The sequence below is a fragment of the Gemmata algarum genome (assembly GCF_034097035.1).
In the GTDB taxonomy this organism is placed as follows: Bacteria; Planctomycetota; Planctomycetia; order Gemmatales; family Gemmataceae; genus Gemmata; species Gemmata algarum.
The window spans coordinates 1-20,440 of sequence record NZ_JAXBLV010000251.1 but is presented as its reverse complement, the minus strand read 5'-3'; the positions used below and the strand labels follow the sequence as shown (position 1 = coordinate 20,440).

Sequence of the window (20,440 nt, the reverse complement as noted above, 5' to 3'; positions counted from 1 at the left end):
CCAGCTTTGAGAATCCAGTCGTTTCAGGTTGATGTAGCAACCCATACACAGGGCGTTGAGTGTGGTCCGCTCACTCCGTGAGCGGTCGCTCCGGGTATCGGATGCGCGTGGCGCGCAACGACGGGGCCGGCACGCCCGTGGGGCGAGTCGGACGCGCGGGCCGACCGCTCACGGAGTGAGCGGACCACACATGGTTCCCCGTCGCCCTTTGGGTGATGTGTCTTCCCGCGCGGAACGACCGCTCACGGAGTGAGCGGACCACACTCCAAAACCAGAACCGCTCTGCGCGAACTGGAAACGACTGGAAGCGGTCGCGTTTCTCAACTGGCGATTCATGCGCGCCCGCTGGTAACGTCGCAGTTCATTTGAGCAGCGACATTATCAGCGGGCGCGCATGTGTTCGGGGAACATCAAGCCGCGCGGCGGACGGCCTGGCGCAGGTACGCGCTGCACACCTCGACCACCCGCTCCTGCTGCGCCTCGGTGATCTCCGGGAAGATCGGCAGCGCCACCACTTCGCCGGTGGACTGCTCGCTGGTCGGGAAGTCGCCGGTGCGGTAGCCCAGGTACTTGAAGCACTCCTGCTGGTGCAGGCTGAGCGGGTAGTACACCTCGACGCCGACGCTGTTGTCCTTCAGGTGCTTGACGAGCGGGTCGCGGTGGTGCGCCGGCACCCGCACCACGTACTGGTTGAACGTGTGCCGGCGGTCCGGCATCGCGACCGGGCGCCGCATGAACCCGTGCAGGTTCGCCCCCTCGATCAGCGCGTCGTACCGCTTCGCGGCCTCTTCGCGCGCCACCAGCCAGCCCGCCACGTGGGGCAGCTTCACGCGGAGCACCGCCGCGTGAACCGCGTCGAGCCGCATGTTGTACCCAACGTACTTGTGGTAGTACTTCACCTCCGACCCGTGGACCCGCAGCGCACGCAGCCGCTTGTCAATGTCCGGGTCGTCCGTGGTGACCAGACCGGCGTCGCCCAGCGCGCCGAGGTTCTTGGTCGGGTAGAAGCTCATGCACGCGACCGCGCCCAACGTGCCGCACCGCTTGCCCTTGTACTCGCTGCCGAACGACTGCGCCGCGTCCTCCACCATGTACAGGCGGTGGTCGGACGCGATCTCGCCGATCGCGTCCATGTCGCAGCACTGGCCGAACAGGTGGACCGGCATGATCGCCCGCGTGTGCGGGGTGATCTTGGCCTCGATCTGGTTCGGGTCGATATTGAACGTGAGCGGGTCGACGTCCACGAACACCGGCTTCGCGCCGATGCGGGCGACGGCACTGGCGGACGCGAAGAACGTGAACGGCGGAACGATCACCTCGTCGCCCGGCCCGATGCCGAGCGCGCGGAGGGCGAGCACCAGCGCGTCGGTGCCGGACCCGCACCCGATCCCGTACCGGGCGCCGCAGAACGCCGCGGCCTCCTGCTCGAACGCCGCGACCTCGGGGCCAAGAATGGCTTGGCCCGATCCGAGAACGCGGAGCACCGCCGCGTCGATTTCGTCCTTCAGCCCGCGGTACTGGGCCTGAATGTCGCACAGCGGCACCGGCGCAGAGGGGGTGGGTGCGGTAGATGTCGGTTTCACGTGAGACGCCTCCTGCGCCGCGAAACTCAGAGCCGATTGCGGACCGGGGTTTAACGAAAGCAGGGTATCCCTACGTTACAAAGGGTAAACGTGTCAAGCCGGCTTGCCCGCCGGGGACTTGAGGAACTGCACGAATGACGCCAGCGCCGACGACTCCGGGCACGAACGCCGCCCCCGCTCCGGCCCCGCTCGCCGACCTCGCTCCCGAACTCAAACCGCTGTTGGACCGCATGGCGGCGGACCCGAACGCGCGCGCCGCCCTGCTCGAACAGTTGCTCGGCGTGAACGCGTGCCGGCAGATCGGCATCTACCCGATCCCGCCCGGGTTCAAGCTGTCGGTGGTGATCCCCGTGTACAACGAGGAGCGCTGGCTGGCCGAGCTGGTGCGCCGGGTGCAAGCGGTCGAGATCCCCAAAGAACTGATCCTGGTGAACGACTTCTCCAAGGACCGCACGCCCGAGATCCTGGCGCAGCTCGAGAAGCAGTACGACAACGTCCGCGTGTTCCACCAGCCCCGGAACATGGGCAAGGGCGCGGCCCTGCGCGAGGGGTTCAAGCACTGCACCGGCGACCTGGTGATCGTGCAGGACGCGGACTGGGAGTACAACCCGGCCGAGTACCCGAAACTCATCCAGCCCATCCTCGACGATAAGGCCGACGTGGTCATCGGGTCGCGGTTCATCGGCGAGAGCCACCGCGTGCTCTACTACTGGCACTCGGTCGGGAACAAGGTGCTCACCACCCTCTCGAACTGGTGCACCAACCTGAACCTGACCGACATGGAGACCTGTTACAAGGTGTTCCGCCGGGAGGTGATTCAGGGCATGAACCTGAAGAGCAACCGGTTCGGGTTCGAGCCCGAGGTGACCGCCAAGATCGCCCGCAAGCGCGCCGGTAAGCCCCGGTGGCGCGTGTTCGAGGTGCCCATCAGCTACAGCGGCCGCACCTACGAAGAGGGCAAGAAGATCGGCATGAAGGACGGGTTCCAGGCCCTCTACTGCATCTTCCGGTACTGGCTCGCCGACTGAACACGCGCCTGACCACTGTTGCACGCAACCTTCCGAACGAGCCCGAGCAACGGGCTTCGGGGCTCGCTCCAACACCTCATTCACGGTCCGGTTGTCAGTGCCTGTTTTGTTGGCCTTGTGGCACAGACATTCCTGTCTGTGCAGCCTTCTCGCGCCGCACAGACAGGAATGTCTGTGCCACAAAGATACCAGCCACCACCACCCGGACCGTAAATCGCGAACACCACCCGGGCGGCTCCGGTTCGTCGAGCGGAGCGCCCGCCGGCGGTCCCAATTACCGCTTGGCCATGTCCACGAGCGCCCGTAGCGACGGCGGGCGGAACCGTTGCTTGTGCCACACCGCACACAACGTGCGCACGGGCGTCGGCTTGCCCAGCGGCCGGTACGCGCACTGCTTGCTCGTGTCGGCGGTCGCGGCCATCTCGGGCACGATCGACACGCCCTGGCCCGCCGCGACCATCGCCAGCAGTGTCACGATCTGCTCGCCCCGGCACACCACCCGCGGTTCGAGCCCGCCCCGGTGGCACAGGCTCAGCACCTGATCGCCGAAGCAGTGCATGTCGTCCAGCAGGATGAACGGCTCCTCCAGCACGTCGGCCAGCTTCACCTCGGTCTTGGACGCGAGTTCGTGTTTCGCCGGTAGGGCCATCACCAGCGGTTCCGCGAACAGTTTCTCGACGTGCAACCGGTCGTCGCGGACCGGCATCGCCATCAGCGCCACGTCGAGTTCCCCCGCCAGCAGGTCGGCCAGCAGCCGCTCGGTGAGGTCCTCCTTCAGTTGCAACTGCACGTTCGGGTGGTCCTTGCGGAACCGCGTCACCGTGCCCGGCAGCAGAAAGGGTGCGATGGTCGGAATCGCACCGACGCGCAACGACCCGCCCTCCGCGGAGTCGCGGACCGCGCGTTCGGCCTCCTTCACCGCGGCCAGAATCCCCTGGGCGTGCCCCAGCAGCTCGCGCCCGGCGTCGGTGAGAACTACTTTCCGCCCGAGCCGGTCGAACAGCCGCCGGCCCACCCCGTGCGGCTTGCTCTCGAGCCGCATGATCTGCTCGCTGAGCGTCGGCTGTGTCACGTCCTCGCGCTCCGCGGCGCGGGTGAAGCTGCCCGTTTCGGCCACCGCAACGAAGTACCGGAGCTGATGAAGCTCCATAGCCGCCTCCGATTGATTCCGCTTTTTGAATCGTCATTTCCATTTTTAGCAGATGTCCGGAACGTGGGAAAGTGCGCCCGGCGGTTGCGGACCGGGCGGCGCGGCGGGACAATCGTGAGGTAACGGGGCCGTGAGGCACTGTTACTCGGGCGCTCACCAGGGGGGCACATGTCGATCGAGGAAGCGGTTGCCAAAGACCTGGTCGGGGTGCTGTTCGTCACGTTCCTGTTCGGCGGTCTGGCGCTGTGGCTCATCGTCGCCACCGTCGCCGACGCCTGGCGCAAGGTCCGCGTCGCCGAGCGGAACGCGCGGCTCAAGCAAACGATGATCGAGCGCGGGTACCGGGCCGACGAGATCGTCCGGGTGTTGAACGCGTCCGCGGGCGACGCGCGGTGACGCCGCGACTGGCTGAAAGCCGTGTTTCTGCTCCGGCGGGCACCGGGCCAAAAGAGTGGGGTTGCGAAACGTCTCAAGGTCGGATGGGATGCGGGCTACAGCCTACAAGTCCTACAAGAAATCAAACCACCTGGAGTGCGGTCGCCCTGGGGGCGGTGTCGGTACTCGGGTGACTCCTCCCGACTTGGCGTGGTAGACCTCTCCGGCCCGGCCGGCGACCTTCCGCGTGCAAAAAAGGTCAGATAAGGATGCGGACCTTTTGCTGGTACTTGCACGGAGATCCTTCGTGTCTTCCTTAACAAACGCTTACCCGCGGCGCATCGGCTTCACGCTCGTCGAACTCCTCGTTGTGCTGGCCATCATCGCTGTGATGATTGGCCTTCTGCTCCCCGCGGTGCAATCGGTGCGGGTCGCGGCCAAGCGGATGAAGAACCTGAACAATTTGAAGCAACTCGGGTTGGCCGTTCATCATTACGCGTCTGCGCACGGCGGTCGGTTGCCGACATTTCCTTACGAACAGGTTCCGGGCAGCATTGTGCCCAGCACAGTTCACATGCAACTTCTCCCGTACGTCGAGCAGGAGAACCTTTACCTAGCCTACTTTCGACAGGGCACGCCGGCGACTGACCCCTACGTCAAGGTGTTCCGTTCGCCGTTCGATGATACCGAGTGGGCGTACAAATCAAGTCTGACGAGTTACGCCTACAACCCGCACGTGATCTCACCGTTCCGCCGCATCGAGGGGATTACCGACGGCACCACCGGGACCATTTTGTTTGCCGAGCGTTACGCCGTTTGTGCCGGCGAGGCGTTCCAGTTCCACAGCCCGATCTCCTACCCATACGGCTCGGCCAGTTCCCAGCGGTCAACGTTCGCGGAATTCGCACGCGGAGACTATTACCCGATCACGAGTGGCGTCCCGCCCGTGAGCGTGGCTTCTGACCGTTCGGTCACCTTTCAAGTCCGGCCGTTGGCGGGCGAGTGCGACCCAAGGCAGTTAAACACCGGCGACCCCAAGGGGCTGCCCTGCGCTATGGCCGACGGCAGTGTGCGGGTGGTCAGCCGCGGCGTGGCACCGGCGGCCTTCTGGTCCGCCGTCACCCCAGATGCTGGCGAAGTGGTCCCACTCGACTGAGTCGCAGAGTTGGGCGCGGGTACCGGGCCGACGAGATCGTCCGGGTGTTGAGCGCGTCTGCGGGCGACGCGCGGTGACGGCGCGTACACTACCCGCATGAGCGACAACCCGTTCCGCGCCCTCCCGTCCGTCGCCAAGGTGCTGGCCAGCCCCGCGCTCGCGCCCGCACACGAGAGCCACCCGGCCGCGGCGGTCACCGCCCAGGTGCGCGCCGCCCTCGACCGGCTGCGCGACCGGCTGAAAGCCGGTGAACCGCCGTCCGCCGATGTCGATACGATCGCCCGCGAAGCCCTGAGCGCGCTCGACGCCCAAAGCCGCCCCCTCTTGCGATCGGTCATCAACGCGACCGGCATCGTCCTGCACACCAACCTCGGGCGCTCGCCGCTCCACGAAGACGCCGCCCGCGCCGCTTACGAGGCCGCCCGCGGGTACCTCAACCTCGAACTCGACCTCGCGACCGGAAAGCGGTCCTCGCGCCAGAGCCCAATCCGCGCGGGGCTGAAGGCCGTCACCGGGGCCGAGAGCGCGACGGCCGTGAACAACTGCGCCGCGGCGACCGTGATCGCGCTCCGGGCGATCGCGGCCGGTAAAGAAGTGGTCGTGTCGCGCGGGCAGTTGGTCGAGATCGGCGGGAGCTTTCGCATCCCCGACGTGATGGCGGTCAGCGGCGCCGCGCTGCGCGAGGTGGGCACCACCAACATCACCCGCCTGAGCGATTACGAGCGGGCGATCACGCCCAACACGGCGGCGCTCATGCGGGTGCATTGCAGCAACTACCGCGTGCGCGGGTACACGAAGGCGGTCGAACTCAAAGACCTCGTCGCGCTTGGGCGCAAGCACAACCTCCTCGTGATCGACGACGCGGGGAGCGGCCAGGTCGCCGACCTCACCCCATTCGGACTACCGGGCGAGCCGCTCATTTCCGCGAGCGTGTCCGCCGGCGCGGACCTGGTGCTCTTCAGCGGCGACAAGCTCCTCGGCGGCCCGCAGTGCGGGCTCATCGTCGGCAAGGCCGACCTGATTCAGCGCATCGAGAAGGACCCGCTGATGCGCGCGTTCCGGCTCGACAAAATGACCCTCGCCGCCCTCGAAGCGACGCTGCTGCTCCACCGCGACGCGAAGAAGGCGGTTCGCGACATTCCCACGCTCCGGATGCTGACAACCCCGCTCGCCGAGCTGAAGCGCCGGACCGAGTCCTTCGCCGAGTGGGTGCGCGAGATCCCCGGGGTGACGCTCGGCGTGTGGGAGGACGAGGCGTTCGTCGGCGGCGGCTCGCTGCCTGATGTGAGCGTTCCGACGGTGGTGCTGGGGTTGAGTGCGGCGGGTCTGAGTGAATCCGAACTCGCGGCGCGGCTCCGTGCGGGGACGCCCGCGGTGATGGCCCGCGTTCAGGACGGCCGCGTCCTCCTCGACCTGCGGTGCGTGTTGGAGCGGCAGGAGGCGGAACTGCTCGGCGCGCTCACGATTGCGTGTGCGGAGCACTCACCTTCGTAACACTCCGAGGCCCCGACCAGCGTTCCCACGGCACGAACAGCACGTAAAACGTCAGCGAGTACAGCGCGAAGTGCCCCACTTCGAGCGTCAGGAATGTGATGATGTGAAACGCAACGCCCATCACCAAGCACAGCACGCGGGTCCGCCGAAACGCGAGCAGCACCGGAAACGCCAGCTCCCAGCCGATCGCGACCCACGAACTCAACCGGTGCGCGAACGGCGGCAAGTACGGGCTCAGGTTCGGCGTCAGCGACCACTCCAGATCGTGGTTCACGAAGTACATCACGTACCCCGTCTGCCACCCCGGTGACACCAGCTTGTAAACCGCGCTGAACACGTACAGGCACACGAACTGAACCAGCAGCACCTTCGCCGGCCACCCGGGCACGAACACCCGCCCCGCGAACCCGCGGCGCCGCACAGACTCGACGCCCCACACCGCTCCCGTTCGCCCCACCGCGACTGCCAGAAACAACGAGTTGCGGATCTGGTCCCCGCCGTTGCACAGTCCGTAGTTGATGTTCCAGAACGACACCGCGCACGCCCAGCACGCCACCGCGCTCACGAACGGCCGCGAGCCCACCAACAGGGCAACCGCCGCCCCGGTCCACACGGACATGAGCGCGACCGGTCCCCAGGTCGGGGGTAACACGCGGAGCAGCGACCAGTAGTAGTGCCCGCTCCGAAAGCGCGACGGGTACGCGTTCGGGCCGCCCAAGCCGTCCTCGAAGAAGTAGGTCGCGAACTGCGGCGCGCACGCGATGCCGATGTCGAGCAGCGCCACCACCGCGACCGCAACGCGCAGCGCCGCCATGCGCTCGGCCGGCACCGGTCGCAGTAGCCACGTCCAGCGTTTCAGTGGACCGGGGAGCCGGGGCTGAACCCCGACGAACCGCGTCTCGGATTCGGATAGCGCGGTCACGGCGGCGACACCACTTTCAGCCCAACGAACCGTTCCGCAACCGGGTCGAACCCTTCGAGCGGGAGCAGCCCCGGCGCGCGCGGCCCACCCGGGCGCCACCGCGCGAAAGGGCGCTCGAACGTCGGCCGGCGCGGCGCGCCCGGCGGGTCGTTCGGGAGCGGCGTGGGGATGTACCGAAACACCAACACGACCTCGACCGGTACCGCCTCACCGGGACTCGCGCGGAGGTGAACGCGCATCTTCCACGCCAGCCAGTGCGAGAGGAGTTCGTAATTCTCCCGCACCCGCTCGGGCAGCTCACGTCCGTGCTCGGGCCGCGCCGCGACCGCCTCCGGTGTCGCGTGCCACCCGAGCATGGTGATGTTGGCCTCGTAGTTGAACTCGCGGTCGTGGACGAGAGGCCACCGCATCCCCGGTCGTTCGGGGTCCGCGGGCGAGAACCGCGATTCCACTCGCGCCGTTCGCCCGTCTGTAAACTTCAGTTCCGCAATGGGGACGACTGTGTGCGGCGGGAAATCGGGGGTGAACATGTTCCACCCCTGGTCCTGGCCGGTCGCCTCGGCCCAGAACGCGAACACGTCGCCGATGCGTTCGCTGGTCACTTGCAGCGCGTCGGAGTCGGTGAAACGGCCCCAGCGCTGGGTGGTGCTGCGTTCGGGGTAGTCGTCGGCGGGTGTCGGGCGCCGCGGGAGCCACTCCCAGGCGTTCGCCAGCGGAATGAACGCGATCTGCCAGAGGGCGAGCAGCCCCACGAGCCACGGGACGAAGCCCGCCTTCGGCTCAGGTAGGGACGGGTTCTCCGCCATTGGTCGCACCTCGGGTATCACAGCCGACGCTGCCCAGAAGTGTAACCGACCAAGGCCCCGGGGTGTAGGTTACGGCCCCGCATCCGATGGCGCAACGATGCGGCGGCGATCGCGGAGCCGTTCCCAGGGCACGAATGCCGTGTAGCAAGCGATCGAGTACAGCGCGAACGCGCCGACTTCGAGCGTGAGCAGGGTGCCGAGGTGGAACAACACACCCAGCGCCAGCGTGGGCACACGTGTGAGGCGCCAAACGGCCAGCGCCGGGAATCCCAGCTCCCAGCCGAGCGTAACCAGCGCCGAGAGCCGGTGCGCCCAAACCGGAACCTGATTCGCCGTTCCCGGGCACATCGACCACCCAAGGTCGTGCGAGGTCCAGTACATCACGTACCCGCTCCGCCAGACCGGGCTGAGAACCTTGTAATAGCCGCTGAAGAAGTACAGGCACGCGAGCTGTACGAACAGCACCTTCACCGGCCACCCGGGAACCACGATCGGGCGCGGGTCGGTGCGACTGCGGAGCGACGACACGCCCCACACCGCGCCCGAACAACTCACGGCCGTCATCAGGAACAAGGTGTGCCGGAGCCGGTCGCCGCTGTTGTGCAGCCCGGGGTTGAAGTTCCACACGGACACCGCGCACGCCCACGCCGCCAGCCCGCTCAGCAGCGGGCGCCAGCCCACCAGGAGGGCCACCGCCGAAGCGACCCACACCGCGAAGAGGGCTTGCGCGCCCCACGCCTCGGGCAGCCAGCGCAGCGCGGACCAGTACGCGTGATCGGCACGGAACCGGCTCTCGTACAGGTGGTCACCCACGGCGTCGGGGGAGAAGAACTTCGTGAAGTGCGGGGCGTACCCGAGTCCGATGTCGATCAGCAGCACGAGCGCGGTGGCGACGCGCAGCGCCGCGACCCGCTCCGCGGGGATTTGCTCGTTCCACCAGTTCCAGCGCGACAGCGGCCAGGGGAACCACGGCCGCACGCCCACCGCACGCAGGTCACTCAAGGGTTGCCCTCCCGCACCGCGACGAACCGCTTCGCGACCACGTCGAACGCTTCCAGCTCGTTGGTACCCGGGTGCCACCGGGCGTACGGCCGCTCCTCGATCGTGCGCGGCACGTCGGCCGGGGCCTTGGGATCGGGTGTCGAGATGTAGCGGTGTTTCAACACAACCGTGGCCGGGCGCGTGCGGTGCGGGTTCGCGGCCGAGTACACGCTCAGCCGCCGACGGAGCCACGCCCGGATCTCGGTCCCGCTCGCGCGGATCTCGTCCGGGAGTGTGGTCCACACCTGCGGGTGCTCCGCGATCGCGTCCGCGCTCGCGTACCACACCGGGTACACGAACTGCATCTCGAAATGGTGGTCCCGGTAGTGGATCAGCGGCACCCGGAGCGGCGGGCGCGCCAGGTCGCGCGGCTCGTAGCGCGAAAGGAGCGTGTCCCGAGAGCCGTCGGCCCACTGGAATTCGGTCGCGACGAACACGGAATACGGCGGCGGCCCCGGGGTGAACAGCGACCAGGCTTGCTCCTGCCCGCTGGCCTCGGTCCAGAACTCGAACACGCGGCCTACGGCTTCGGCGGTCCGCTGGAGCGGCTCACTGTCGGTAAACGTGCCCCGCGCCTGGGGGGTGTTCACGCTTGGTTCGGGCGGTCGCCACGACGGGCGGAGCGGCACGAGCAGCATCAGGTTCGTGGCCGGAATCGCCACGAGCTGCCACACCGCGAACAGGCCCACGAGCACACTCACGCCGCGCGCAACACACGAACACGGCGGGGGTGAGGACGTGCTCATAAGCGACCACGAAAAGAGGACGGGCGTGTCCGAACCCTAGTACACCTTCGCGCCCAGGGCGGGGCCGCTTTTTCGGCCGCGTGCGTAAAATCTCGTGTGACGCCAACAGACCTACGGACCCGCGCGATGAACCTTGCCTCCACACTGTCCGGCCCGCCCGAGTACCAGGCCGCCGTCACCGGCGCGGCGCTGTTCGACACGTCGGCCGCGGCGAAGCTCGTGCTGACCGGGCCGGACGCGCCCATGTTCCTCGGCAACCTGAGCACCAACGACACCAAGGAGCTCCCGCTCGGCGGCGGGTGCGAGGCGTACTTTTGCGACCCGCGGGCCAAGGTCAAGTTCCAGACCTGGATCTACCACATCCGGCTGAGCGACGGCCGGCACGCGATGTGGGTCGAAACCACCGCCGGCCGCAACACGGAGTTGGTGCAGTACCTCGACCGGTACCTCATTTCCGAACAGGTCGAAATCGCGGACCGCACCGCGGACTTCGCGCAACTCCATCTCGCCGGCCCGGGCGCGGCGGCGGTCCTCGGTACGGCGCTCGGCGAACCGGTGCCGGACCTGCCCGCGTTCGCCCACATGGAACGGACGTTCGGCGGCACCGCGACGTGCTCCCTGCGACGGCGTGACCAGCTCGGCGTGCCCGGTTTCGATGTCGTTTGCCGCACCGACGTGATCGACGGCGTGCGGCGGATCCTGTCGGCCGCCGGTGCGGTGCCCGCCGGTCCCGACGTGTTCGAGACGCTCCGCATCGAGGCCGGGGCACCGGTGTTCGGCAAGGACATCGACGAGAACCGCTTCGTGATGGAGGTGGGCTTCGCGCCCCGCGCGGTCAGTTACTCGAAGGGGTGCTACCTGGGTCAGGAGCCGATCGTGATGGCTCGCGACCGCGCCGGGCACGTGAACCGTGCGTTCCTGGGTGTGAAGGTTCTGGAGGGCGGGCCGCTTCCCGCCGGTACGAAACTCTTTCGCGACGGTGCCGAGGTCGGGCTGGTGACATCGAGTTGCGATTCGCCGCGGCTCGGCGCTCCAATCGCGCTGGGCTATTTGAAGTGGAAGCACCAGGAACCGGGCACGAAGATGGACGCCGAAACCCCAACCGGCAAGCGCGCGGTCGAGGTGTTGGGGCTACCTCCGGTAAAGTGACCGAATGACGAGGGCTCGTGAGTGAGGGCGACCGTCCCCCACTCGCGAGCCCGACTCGTCGGCGCCTGACAACGCCCGCTGCGGCGCGCCTTACCCTTCGGAAAGAGACACTACTTCGGCCAGGGCAGTTGCACCGGCAACGACAACCACCCCTGCGCTTGTGCGACGTGCAAGCCGGTGTACACGATTAACCCCAGCCCGGCGAAGCCGTACAGGTTCTTGAAGAAACCGGAACGGAGGAGCCGGCCGGGTGGGCCGAACAGTTCGCAAATGCCGTCGAACAACCCGTTGAGGGCCACGAACGGGATCGCGGGAAGCGGTACCGGCACGTCCGACCCCGAAGGCGCCGGGGCCGGCGTTGGTGGCGCCGCGGGCCTCGGCACCGGAACGGGAGTAACCTTCGACGCCGGAAACGTTGGAGACGGAACCGCTTGCTTCGGCGCCGGTGCCGGAGCGCTCTTCGGCGTTGGAGTCGGTGGGGCCTTCGGCGCGGGAGCCGCGGCCACCGGCTTCGGCACAGGTACCGGGGTTGGAGCGGGCGCGGGGGCCGACTTCGCGACCGGCGCGGGGGGCGCTGGAGGCGTCGGAACCGCCGGCGGCTCAAACTTGAGCGTCGCGGGCGGTTGAGTCGTCGCGAGATGAGCCAAAGACGGTGCCGGAACCGGCGGTTCCGGGCGCCAGTTCGGCGGCCCCGGCGGTTGGACCGGCGGCGGCAAAGGTGCCGTCTGGGTCGGCGGATCGACCGGCGCCAGCGGCACCGTCAGCATCTTCTGAAGTAGGGCATCGAGTTCATCAAGCTGCTGGCGCGTCAAATCGTTCGGGCTGGGGGCGGTGGCCATGAGAATCCTTCCGCGGCCGGAGCCGTGTCGCGCCCGAAACTCAGCACCGGGACGCACCGGTCAGGAAGTCTAGCCCCACGCCGGGACGGAAAAAAGGGCAGTCGCGCGCCGGCACCGGCCTAATGGTGGCCTTCCTTCACTTCGTTCCGGTTCCATTTCGGGATCAGCACGGTCAGATCTTGCGTTCCGTTGGGAACACACTGGCACGCCAGCCGCGAGTCCGGCGACAGCGCCGGAGCCTGATCCAGTTCGTCCTCTTCGTCATCGGTCGCGTTTGAGCAACTGCCCCCGCCTTTTTGAACGTGAACGTGGCACGTCGAGCACGCGCACACGCCGCCGCACGAGTGGTTGATCTCGATCCCGGCGCCGTCCGCGATGTCGAGTACGCTTCCGTCCAAACCGATGTTACCGAACGGGAACGTCGCCGGGTCCACCACCACTTCGGTGCTCTTACCCGTCGCCTCGTCCACGAACGTGACTTTGAACGGCTGGGCGGCCTTCTGCGCCGAAGCCTTCTGAATATACGGGTTTATGCCCGCCATGATTGGTCTGCCGCATCGGGTACGAAATAGCTCCTATCCGGTATCATATTCACCCCAAGCAAACAAAAAACGGCCCGCGAACAGGTCGTTCGCGGGCCGCGGCGTTTTTCCGTTCGTCCGCTACTTCGGCGCAACCGGGTAGGTCAGCTCGTTGGTGATGGCGCGGACGCCCGGGGTGAGTCGGATCAGCCCTTCGGCGAGTCGCTTCTCGTCGTCGTCCCGCACGGTGCCCCGGAGCGTAACGTTGTTGTTCGCATCGGCGACGACCTGCACCGAGGTGGGGTTCGCCAGCCCGCCCGTATCAATGGCGCCGCGCAGTTCGGCGTTCAACCGGGGGGCCGCCACCGGGGCCGCCGGGAACTGCAACTGCGCCGTGTAATTGATCTGCACCGGCAGGGGGATCAGAATACCGCTCTGTGTCGAGCCGGTCGTTCCCGTGCGGCCGGTCGTGCGGCCGGTCGTCGTAGTCGTGCGGCCGGTCGTGTTCGTGGTCGTGGTACCGAACAGCGGCGACCCGAACCCACCGCCTCCGCTCGTGGACGAGATCCCCAGTGCGTACGGGTTCCCGTAGAAGGTGCTGAACACGTTCGACTTCTGGAGCGTGCTGGTGCCGGTGGTGATGCCGATGTCCGTGAACTGCAAGTTTTGCTGTTGCAGGCTTTCCAGCGCGTTCGAGTTCAAAGCGTCCGCAGTGCTGGACCCGCTCGTGCTGCCGGTCCCGCTCGTACTGGTCCCGCTCGTGCTCCCACTGGAAATGCTGCCGGTGCCGGTCGTTGTGCGGGTGGTCCCGGTCGAACCCGTTCCCCCAGTCAAACCAGAACCGCCCGAGATTTGGGCGAATGCCGGAGCGGCCGACGCCGCGAACACGACCGCGCAGGCCCAAGCCTTTAGTCCGCTCATCGGCTCTCCCTTATCATTTGTGGTTCGCGGTGGTATGCTGCGGGCCGCAACATCGGTACCGGTATTATCGACCGCCGGCGCGGGCCAGTCCAGCGATCCGGTGATGAGAAAGCGAGTAATCTCCGGCCCGGCAGCGTGGCTACAGGGCAGGGCGCCGAAGGCGGCGCCCCTCCGACCTCAAACTTCACCCCCACTCACCTTTTTGGAGTTCCGATGCAACTGGGCTTCGTCTCAGCCATTCTCGGCGACATGCCGCTGGAGCAAGTGTTAGCGTTCGCGGCAGACGAGGGGTTCGCGTGCGTCGAGCTCATGTGCTGGCCGCCCGGAAAGGCCGACCGCCGGTACGCGGGTGTGACGCACCTCGATGTCACCGATTTCAGCGCCGCGACCGTAACGGGCATTCAGGACCTGCTCCGCATCCACCGGGTCGCCATATCGGGGCTCGGCTACTACCCGAACCCGTTGGACCCGGACCCGGCCCACCGCGCGCTGGTGAGCGACCACCTCATCAAGGTGATCGAAGCGGCGGCGAAGCTCGGGGTGGGGGTGGTGAACACGTTCATCGGGCGGGACCCGACCGGGACGGTCGAGGCGAACTTCGAGCTGGTCAAGCAGGTGTGGCCGCCGATCCTGGACGCGGCCCGCCGCGCCGGGGTGAAAATCGGTATCGAGCACTGCCCGATGCTGTTCAGCGCCGACGAGTGGCCCGGCGGCAAAAACCTGGCGTCGTGCCCGGCGCACTGGCGGCGGCTGTTCGACCTGTTCCCCGACGCCCCGTTGGGCCTCAACTTCGACCCCTCGCACCTGATCTGGCAGTCGATCGACTGCGCGAAGGCGGTCCGGGAGTTCGGCCCGCGGATCGTTCACGTTCACGCCAAGGACGAGCGCATCGACCACGCCCGGTTGCACGACGTGGGGGTGATGGGGCTGGGCTGGCACGTGCCGAAGCTGCCCGGGCTGGGGAACGTGAAGTGGGGCGAGTTCTTCGCGGCGCTCACCGACACCGGGTACGACGGCCCGGTGTGCATCGAAGTCGAGGACCGCGCCTACGAAGGGTCCCTCGCCGCCCGGCAGCGCGCGCTGCGTCAGAGCCGCAAGTTCCTGGAGCAGTTCATGGGGTAGCGGGGGCCGAACGTGCGCCGTGAAGGTGGCCGAGGAACACGAAACCACGTCAATTAAGGCGGCACCGCGTTTCAAGAGCGGACATCTGGGGCGTGCGCCGGCGGCACCAGCGGCTCACGTCCCCTCCGAGTTCTCGCCGTCCACTTCATTCGCGCCTCGTGGCGTGTTCTCGGGCTCCTTCGGGAGCCCTTGTGGCGTACCCTTCCGCCGTTACCCCGTGTCTGCCCCCTCTGGCATCGCGCGCGCCAACGACGTATGATCGGGGTACGTTCCTCACGTATCGCTCCCTCCCACATCGCCGACGAGGACTGGTCATGCGACGCTGGTTAGCGGCCCCGGTTGTGCTGTTCGCCGCCATCGGCTTGGCGTCCGTGAGCGCGCCGCGCGCGGCGGCCCAGCCCGCGCCGCCCGAAGAAGAGTCGTTCCTCACCGCCGACGGGGTGCAGCTCAAGGGCGTGTTCCACGCCACCGACAAGAACGCCGGCGCGGCCCCGGTGGTGGTCTTCATGTACCCGCCGGGCGCGGACCGGGACATGACCAAGGGCGACTGGGTCGGGCTCGCGCAGTTGCTCAACAAAAACGGCTACCACGTGTTCCGGTTCGACTGGCGCGGGCACGGCAAGAGCAACGACATCAAGGACACGCGCCGGTTCTGGGAGAACTCGTACCTGAACGGCGCCGGCAACTTCAACGCCTACATCCGGGGCGGCCCGCCCCGCAAACCGGTCAAAAACGAACTGTTCGTCAAGGACCTGACCAAACCGGACCGGTACTTCCCGGCGTACCTCAACGACCTCGCCGCGGTGCGGCTGCACCTGGACACGAAGAACGACAACCGGACCATCAACACCAGCTCCATTTACCTGCTCGGGGCTGGCGACGCGGCCACCCTGGGGATGGCGTGGCTGACCGCCGAGTGGCAGCGCCCGGCCGTGTTCCCGGCCCCCGGGCTGCTGGGGCTGAACGTGGCGGGCTACGAGTTCGTGCCCCAACGGCTCACCGGCGCGTTCCCGAACGAGGGCGGGCAGGACTTCGCCGGCGCCGTCTGGCTCAGCCCGAGCCGCCCCGCGTCCGTGCCCGACACGCTGGTCAAGCAGTGGGTGTCCACCTACTCGTCCAAGATCCGCGAGTTCAACCCGATGCTGTTCCTGTACGCCGACAAGGACGCCGCCGGGAAGAAGCAGGGCGAGTTCTTCTTCAACGAAGTGTTGGTCGCCAACCCGAAAAAGACGTCCGGGCTGAAGCCGCTCGATCAGACGTTCCTCACGGAGGTCAAAGGCGGCCAGCAGTTGAGCGGGGTGAAGCTGCTCGGCAACGGGAACCCGAAGGTGGAGGACACCATCCTCCAGTTCATGACCGCCATCCAGAAGGAGCGGGCCAAGGTCCCGTCGAAGACCCGGGGCTACAACAACCCGTACTTCATCGACCTCCGGTTCTACGGGTTCAAGCCGTAACATCAGCAGCCGCGGGGGGCGACCATTTCGCCCCCCGCGCTCATCACGGTCACTCGCCCGCCAGTTTCCGCACCTCTTGCTCCAGTGCGGCCATCGTCTTGCCGACCTGGTTCGCGTCGGCCAGCAGCTTCTTGTCGGCGTCGCTCGCCGGGTCCAGTTGCGCGACCAAGTCGTTCAGCTTCACAACCGCGGTACTGAAGACGGTCAGCAGCTTGCGCATGGTCCAGGTGTCCTTGTGCTTCTTGCACTCGTCCACCGCGCTCCGGATCAGCGGGAGGCTGTCCCGGAAGTCCGCGACCGTCTGCACCCCGGGCCACGTCTTCAGCAGGTAGTCTCGGGCCTTCTGGTGCGCGTCGTCCTTCACTTTCCACTCGGCCGCGAGCTTGTCCTTGCGGACCTTTACGTCCGCGTCGCCCGGGATCAGGAACGCCAGTTGGTCGTAAGCCGCGAGCGCCTCGTCCACGTCCCCGCGGGCGAGCAGCAGCGCGATGCGGGCGTTAATCGCCTCGGCCTGGGCCTCCTTCGCCGCGACGGACGGGTCGTTCTCCCGCGCTACCACCTTCGCAATCTTGTCCCGGTGCCCGGCCAGTTGCACGTTGTACGTCCGCAGGGCCGCGAGGTTCTGCTCCGCCTTCGCCAGGATGGCATCGACGTTGTCGGCCTTCTGCACGCGGGGGGCCTGCTCTTTGAGCCGCGCCAGCTCGTCGCTCAGCGACTTGTCCGCCGCGTCGGCCGCCTTGAACCCGTCCTCGGCGCGGGCCAGCGCGTCGGCGTTCCTCTGCTTACTAATGAGGTTCGCGACCGCCTCGAAGCACACGGACTGGGCCTGCCGCGCGTCCGCCGCTTCGGTCGCCGTCTTGAGGACGGCCCGCTCGAACGCCGCCCGCTCCTCCTTCGCGGGGTCGATGTCGAACGGGATCGTCACCGGGTCGTCGCTGAGGATCGGCACCGGGAACTGCTTGGCCTGCGACGGCCCGAGCGCCACCGTGACGCACGCCACGTTGGCCAGCGGTCGCTGCGACCGGAACTGGTACGTCGCGTTGTCGAACGCGCACACCTCCGTCGGGTCACCGCCCGTACTGAACGCCCGGTCGCTGGCGCGGACGCTGACCGCCGAAGCAGTCTTGTACACCACGCCGTCGGTGCTCGCCAGCCGGACCGCGACCGGCGCGCTGATCGTCCCGAGCTTCATGGCGCGGTAGCCGATCACGCCGCCGGTGACCGGCATGGCGCTCTGGTACCGCGTGAGCACGGCGCAGCGGCAGCTCCCGTCGGCCCCCACGTCGAGCACCTTCAGCAAGGTAAAGTCGCGCGGCGTCGAAGTAAGCCCCGGGGGGGCGACCGAGCCGGGCGGAGGTTCAACGATTTTCCCAGTCGCGGTCCGGACGACCGGGGCCGGGCGGTTCGTCTTCCGCACCGCCGCCACCGCAAACACGTCTCCGCTCCGCACAACGCCCTTGACCGACCCCAACCCGGCGCCCCTGATCAACAGGCGCGCCTCGTCGGGCCTGCCGACGACCGGTTCGACGGTCCCGACCGGCCCGAAATCGCGGTCGAGCATCAGCCCGGCGGTGCGCCCGGCCAGTTCCGGCGCCCGGATCGTTTGCGTGCGGACCAGCGGCGACGACAGACCGGTAAAGCCGTCGTACTGGCGCGCCGCGAGGTAGATCCGGCCGTCGCGGTGCTCAACCCTCAGAAAGTGCGTCTTCGCCCCGGTCAGGTCGCGCGGGACATCGAGCGCCGCGAACCCCTTATCGTCGAACTGCTGGAGCAGTGCGTCCCCGCCGTCCCGCGCGCGGGACGCGAGATCGATCACCTCGACCGTACCAAGGGCGCCCAGTCCGGGTTGAAGAGCCGCAAGCAGATCACGTTTGAGGCGCTCGCGGAACTCGGCGGTGAGCAGCGGGTGTGGCTTCACCGAAACCACCACCCGCCACACGTAGGGCTGCTTCGGCTCGGGGTCCAGTTGGGCGAGCGCCGGCGCCGTGCTCAGGAGCGCCGCGGCGGCGGCAAGGATCAGTTTTCGGGTCATGCGCTGCTCCGGCGGGCGGTGGGAGTTGAGTGTACCACATCCCGCCACCCGTGTGAGCCCCGGCGCCGGTTGCACCGCCCCCCTTCCCGCGTTACAGTGTCTATCAGCCGACCGAACGAAGGGCGTTATTCCGAGAGCACCATGCGCACCCTCACCCTCCTCGCCCTCACCGCGTGCGTCTGGCCCGCCGGCGCCCAAGAGCCGAAACCTCAACCCAAAGCCCAGACCGACAAGAACGAGCCGGTCTCCGGACGAAAGACCAAGAAAATCGAGGGCTTCACGTTTCTCGTAAGCGACGAGGCGCTAGCGGCTGATGCATCGAAATACGAGCGCCCGCCGCTCGAGGTGCTCGAGCACGAGTGCAAGCACCTCACCAAGATGCTGTCGCCGAAGGCGGTCGATCTGCTCCGCCGGCTGACGGTGTTTGTGAACTGGGACGAGCGCGTCTCGCTCAGCAACGGGCGCCAGGGGGCCGCCCTGGCAACGTATTACGGCGGCGGCCCGCAGCTCCAGGTCAAGGAGGGGCGGCACCCGCTCCAGGCGAAAACGGTCACCATCCACAGCCTCAAATCGCTCACCGAGCAGCGGCAGCCGAAGGACGACGGCCGGGCCAAGTCCCTGCTGCTGCACGAATTCGCGCACGCGGTTCACGACCAGTTGTTCGGCTTCGACCACGCCGGGATTCGGGCGGCTTACGAACAGGCGATGGAGCGGCGGCTCTACGAGAAGGACTTTTACGCGGCCACCAACCGCATGGAGTTCTTCGCCGAACTGAGTTGCGCGTACCTGGATCAGCTCCACCACTACCCGCACAACCGGACCGAGCTGAAGAAACACGACCCGGTCACCTTCAAGACCCTGGAATCGTTGTGGGCCGGCGCGGCCACGAAGGTGACCGTCGAGCCCCTCTACGCGGAGAAGCGCGACACCGCCCTGGCCTTTCCCGCGGACGTGAAACTCGGCCCCGTCCTCGCCGGCCCCGAGCCGCCGGCGGAGCTGAAGGGCCGGGTGGTACTGGTCGGGTTCTGGGGCGGGGCACACACGAACGTGCTGAACCGACTCGACCGGCTCCAAGGAGAGTTGGGCGAGTACGGGTTAGTAGTCCTGTGTCCGCACACCTACGTTCGGGACGACGAGTTGGTGCGCGCGGATGGTGAGAAGCGCGCGCCACGGGTCGCGGTGCTAAAGAGCGCGTTCGTGCGAGAAGGCCCGAGCGACTTCAAGACCCAGCCCGCCGGCCACGTGCTCGTGTTCGACACGGCCGGAAAGTGCGTTCACCGCGGTTCGGCCTACGACGCCGACGAGCCCGTCCGGGCCGCCGTCGGCAAGGCGCTCCTCGCGACCGCGGTCGGGGACGATGTGCCGAGAGCGTTCAAGCCGGTCGCCGACGCATTCGCCGCCGGTGCCACACCGGTGGCGGTGATTCCCAAACTGATTCCGCTCCTGACCTCGGCCGACGAAGCCACCAAAACCGCGGCCAAGAAGTTGCACGACCGGATCATGGCACCGGGCCAGAAAGTGTTCGACGGCGCGCGAGCGGGTGCGAAAACCGACCCGCTCGGCTCGTTCCTGGCCGCAGAGCGAGTGGCAGCAGATTTTAAGGCCACCCCGCTCGGGCCGAAGGCCACAGCGCTCCTAACGAACCTCCGCGGCGACAAAGCGGTGGCGGCGGAGCTGAAAGCACGCGCGCAAGCGGCTGAGATCGAAAAAACCGCCACCAAGCTCCGCGGCCAGGAAGGGAGCTTCGACCCAGCGGCGGCCGAATTTCAGGCCAAGCACCGGCCCGCGCTCACGCAGTTGAAAACGCAACTCGACCAGTTGCGGAAGCAGCACCCGAACGCGCGAGCCACCGCCGACGCCGAAAAGGCCGCCCGGGAGTTTGGCGTGCAGTGAGCACCCGAACGTAGCGGCGCGCGGCTACTTCGACCGCGCCGAAGCGCGTGTCGAAGGCGCGTGCGTCTTCTCCGAACGAGCCCGCGGCGTGAGCCCAGGATAACGTACACCGTCGCCGCCCCATCCGATCGATTACACCTGACGCCGATACACAGTCGCACGTTTATCATACCGAATCCGGTTGATCGTTATCCAGGCCGTATTCTGT

18 protein-coding genes are annotated in these 20,440 nt (G+C 67.4%); 8 read left to right on the top strand and 10 right to left on the bottom strand.

Going from position 1 to position 20,440, the window contains the following annotated elements; all coding sequences use genetic code 11:
- Positions 1-410: 410 nt before the first annotated feature.
- Positions 411-1,583: a DegT/DnrJ/EryC1/StrS family aminotransferase gene (locus tag R5W23_RS32325; RefSeq protein ID WP_261186384.1), complete on the bottom strand. Its 1,173-nt coding sequence runs from the start codon at positions 1,581-1,583 to the stop codon at positions 411-413.
- Positions 1,584-1,717: 134 nt separating this feature from the next.
- Between R5W23_RS32325 and R5W23_RS32320 the strand changes: the two genes are divergently transcribed.
- Positions 1,718-2,611, top strand: coding sequence for a glycosyltransferase family 2 protein (locus tag R5W23_RS32320; RefSeq protein WP_261186385.1), 894 nt, complete (start codon positions 1,718-1,720; stop codon positions 2,609-2,611).
- Between the two features lie 274 nt (positions 2,612-2,885).
- Here the strand turns inward: R5W23_RS32320 and R5W23_RS32315 are convergent, their stop codons facing one another.
- Positions 2,886-3,761 carry a LysR family transcriptional regulator gene (locus R5W23_RS32315; protein WP_010047734.1) on the bottom strand — a complete coding sequence of 292 codons (876 nt, stop codon included), beginning with the start codon at positions 3,759-3,761 and terminating at the stop codon, positions 2,886-2,888.
- Positions 3,762-3,929: 168 nt separating this feature from the next.
- On the opposite strand from R5W23_RS32315, the gene R5W23_RS32310 reads away from it, so the two are divergent.
- From R5W23_RS32310 to selA, 3 genes are all read left to right on the top strand, one after another.
- Positions 3,930-4,157: a hypothetical protein gene (locus R5W23_RS32310; RefSeq protein ID WP_010047731.1), complete on the top strand. Its 228-nt coding sequence runs from the start codon at positions 3,930-3,932 to the stop codon at positions 4,155-4,157.
- A 259-nt stretch (positions 4,158-4,416) separates the two neighbouring features.
- Positions 4,417-5,292, top strand: coding sequence for a DUF1559 family PulG-like putative transporter (locus R5W23_RS32305; RefSeq protein WP_320689940.1), 876 nt, complete (start codon positions 4,417-4,419; stop codon positions 5,290-5,292).
- 96 nt (positions 5,293-5,388) lie between these two features.
- Entirely contained in the window at positions 5,389-6,786 is a 1,398-nt protein-coding gene (gene selA / locus R5W23_RS32300) for an L-seryl-tRNA(Sec) selenium transferase (protein WP_320689939.1), read from the top strand.
- Here selA and R5W23_RS32295 read toward each other — a convergent pair.
- From R5W23_RS32295 to R5W23_RS32280, 4 genes are all read right to left on the bottom strand, one after another.
- On the bottom strand, positions 6,752-7,708 hold the full coding sequence (locus tag R5W23_RS32295; protein ID WP_320689938.1) for an HTTM domain-containing protein: 957 nt from the start codon (positions 7,706-7,708) through the stop codon (positions 6,752-6,754). The two genes, selA and R5W23_RS32295, sit on opposite strands and share 35 nt — an antisense overlap.
- Positions 7,705-8,514 (bottom strand): hypothetical protein, encoded by an 810-nt coding sequence (locus R5W23_RS32290; protein WP_320689937.1) that lies wholly within the window; start codon positions 8,512-8,514, stop codon positions 7,705-7,707. The genes R5W23_RS32295 and R5W23_RS32290 overlap by 4 nt, the downstream gene beginning before the upstream one ends.
- Before the next feature lie 69 nt (positions 8,515-8,583).
- Complete coding sequence (locus R5W23_RS32285; RefSeq protein WP_320689936.1) at positions 8,584-9,516, bottom strand: HTTM domain-containing protein; 933 nt, start codon at positions 9,514-9,516, stop codon at positions 8,584-8,586.
- A complete protein-coding gene (locus R5W23_RS32280; RefSeq protein WP_320689935.1) occupies positions 9,513-10,244 on the bottom strand; it encodes a hypothetical protein in 732 nt (243 codons plus the stop codon). The genes R5W23_RS32285 and R5W23_RS32280 overlap by 4 nt, the downstream gene beginning before the upstream one ends.
- A gap of 183 nt (positions 10,245-10,427) precedes the next feature.
- Here R5W23_RS32280 and R5W23_RS32275 point away from each other — a divergent pair, with 183 nt between their 5' ends.
- On the top strand, positions 10,428-11,450 hold the full coding sequence (locus tag R5W23_RS32275; protein WP_261190410.1) for a YgfZ/GcvT domain-containing protein: 1,023 nt from the start codon (positions 10,428-10,430) through the stop codon (positions 11,448-11,450).
- 110 nt (positions 11,451-11,560) lie between these two features.
- On the opposite strand, the gene R5W23_RS32270 is transcribed toward R5W23_RS32275, so the two are convergent.
- The 3 genes from R5W23_RS32270 to R5W23_RS32260 form a co-directional block, all read right to left on the bottom strand.
- Complete coding sequence (locus tag R5W23_RS32270; protein WP_320689934.1) at positions 11,561-12,289, bottom strand: hypothetical protein; 729 nt, start codon at positions 12,287-12,289, stop codon at positions 11,561-11,563.
- Positions 12,290-12,408: 119 nt separating this feature from the next.
- On the bottom strand, positions 12,409-12,831 hold the full coding sequence (locus R5W23_RS32265) for a 2Fe-2S iron-sulfur cluster-binding protein (RefSeq protein WP_261190406.1): 423 nt from the start codon (positions 12,829-12,831) through the stop codon (positions 12,409-12,411).
- Positions 12,832-12,951: 120 nt separating this feature from the next.
- Positions 12,952-13,731, bottom strand: a complete 780-nt coding sequence (locus R5W23_RS32260; protein WP_320689933.1) for a BON domain-containing protein — start codon at positions 13,729-13,731, stop codon at positions 12,952-12,954.
- Positions 13,732-13,944: 213 nt separating this feature from the next.
- Between R5W23_RS32260 and R5W23_RS32255 the strand changes: the two genes are divergently transcribed.
- Both R5W23_RS32255 and R5W23_RS32250 read left to right on the top strand, forming a co-directional pair.
- Positions 13,945-14,853 (top strand): sugar phosphate isomerase/epimerase family protein, encoded by a 909-nt coding sequence (locus tag R5W23_RS32255; protein WP_320689932.1) that lies wholly within the window; start codon positions 13,945-13,947, stop codon positions 14,851-14,853.
- A 314-nt stretch (positions 14,854-15,167) separates the two neighbouring features.
- Positions 15,168-16,307, top strand: coding sequence for an alpha/beta fold hydrolase (locus R5W23_RS32250; RefSeq protein ID WP_320689931.1), 1,140 nt, complete (start codon positions 15,168-15,170; stop codon positions 16,305-16,307).
- A gap of 49 nt (positions 16,308-16,356) precedes the next feature.
- On the opposite strand, the gene R5W23_RS32245 is transcribed toward R5W23_RS32250, so the two are convergent.
- Positions 16,357-18,339, bottom strand: coding sequence for a hypothetical protein (locus R5W23_RS32245; RefSeq protein ID WP_320689930.1), 1,983 nt, complete (start codon positions 18,337-18,339; stop codon positions 16,357-16,359).
- Between the two features lie 141 nt (positions 18,340-18,480).
- Here R5W23_RS32245 and R5W23_RS32240 point away from each other — a divergent pair, with 141 nt between their 5' ends.
- A complete protein-coding gene (locus R5W23_RS32240; RefSeq protein ID WP_320689929.1) occupies positions 18,481-20,232 on the top strand; it encodes a M90 metallopeptidase family protein in 1,752 nt (583 codons plus the stop codon).
- The last annotated feature ends 208 nt before the right edge of the window (positions 20,233-20,440 follow it).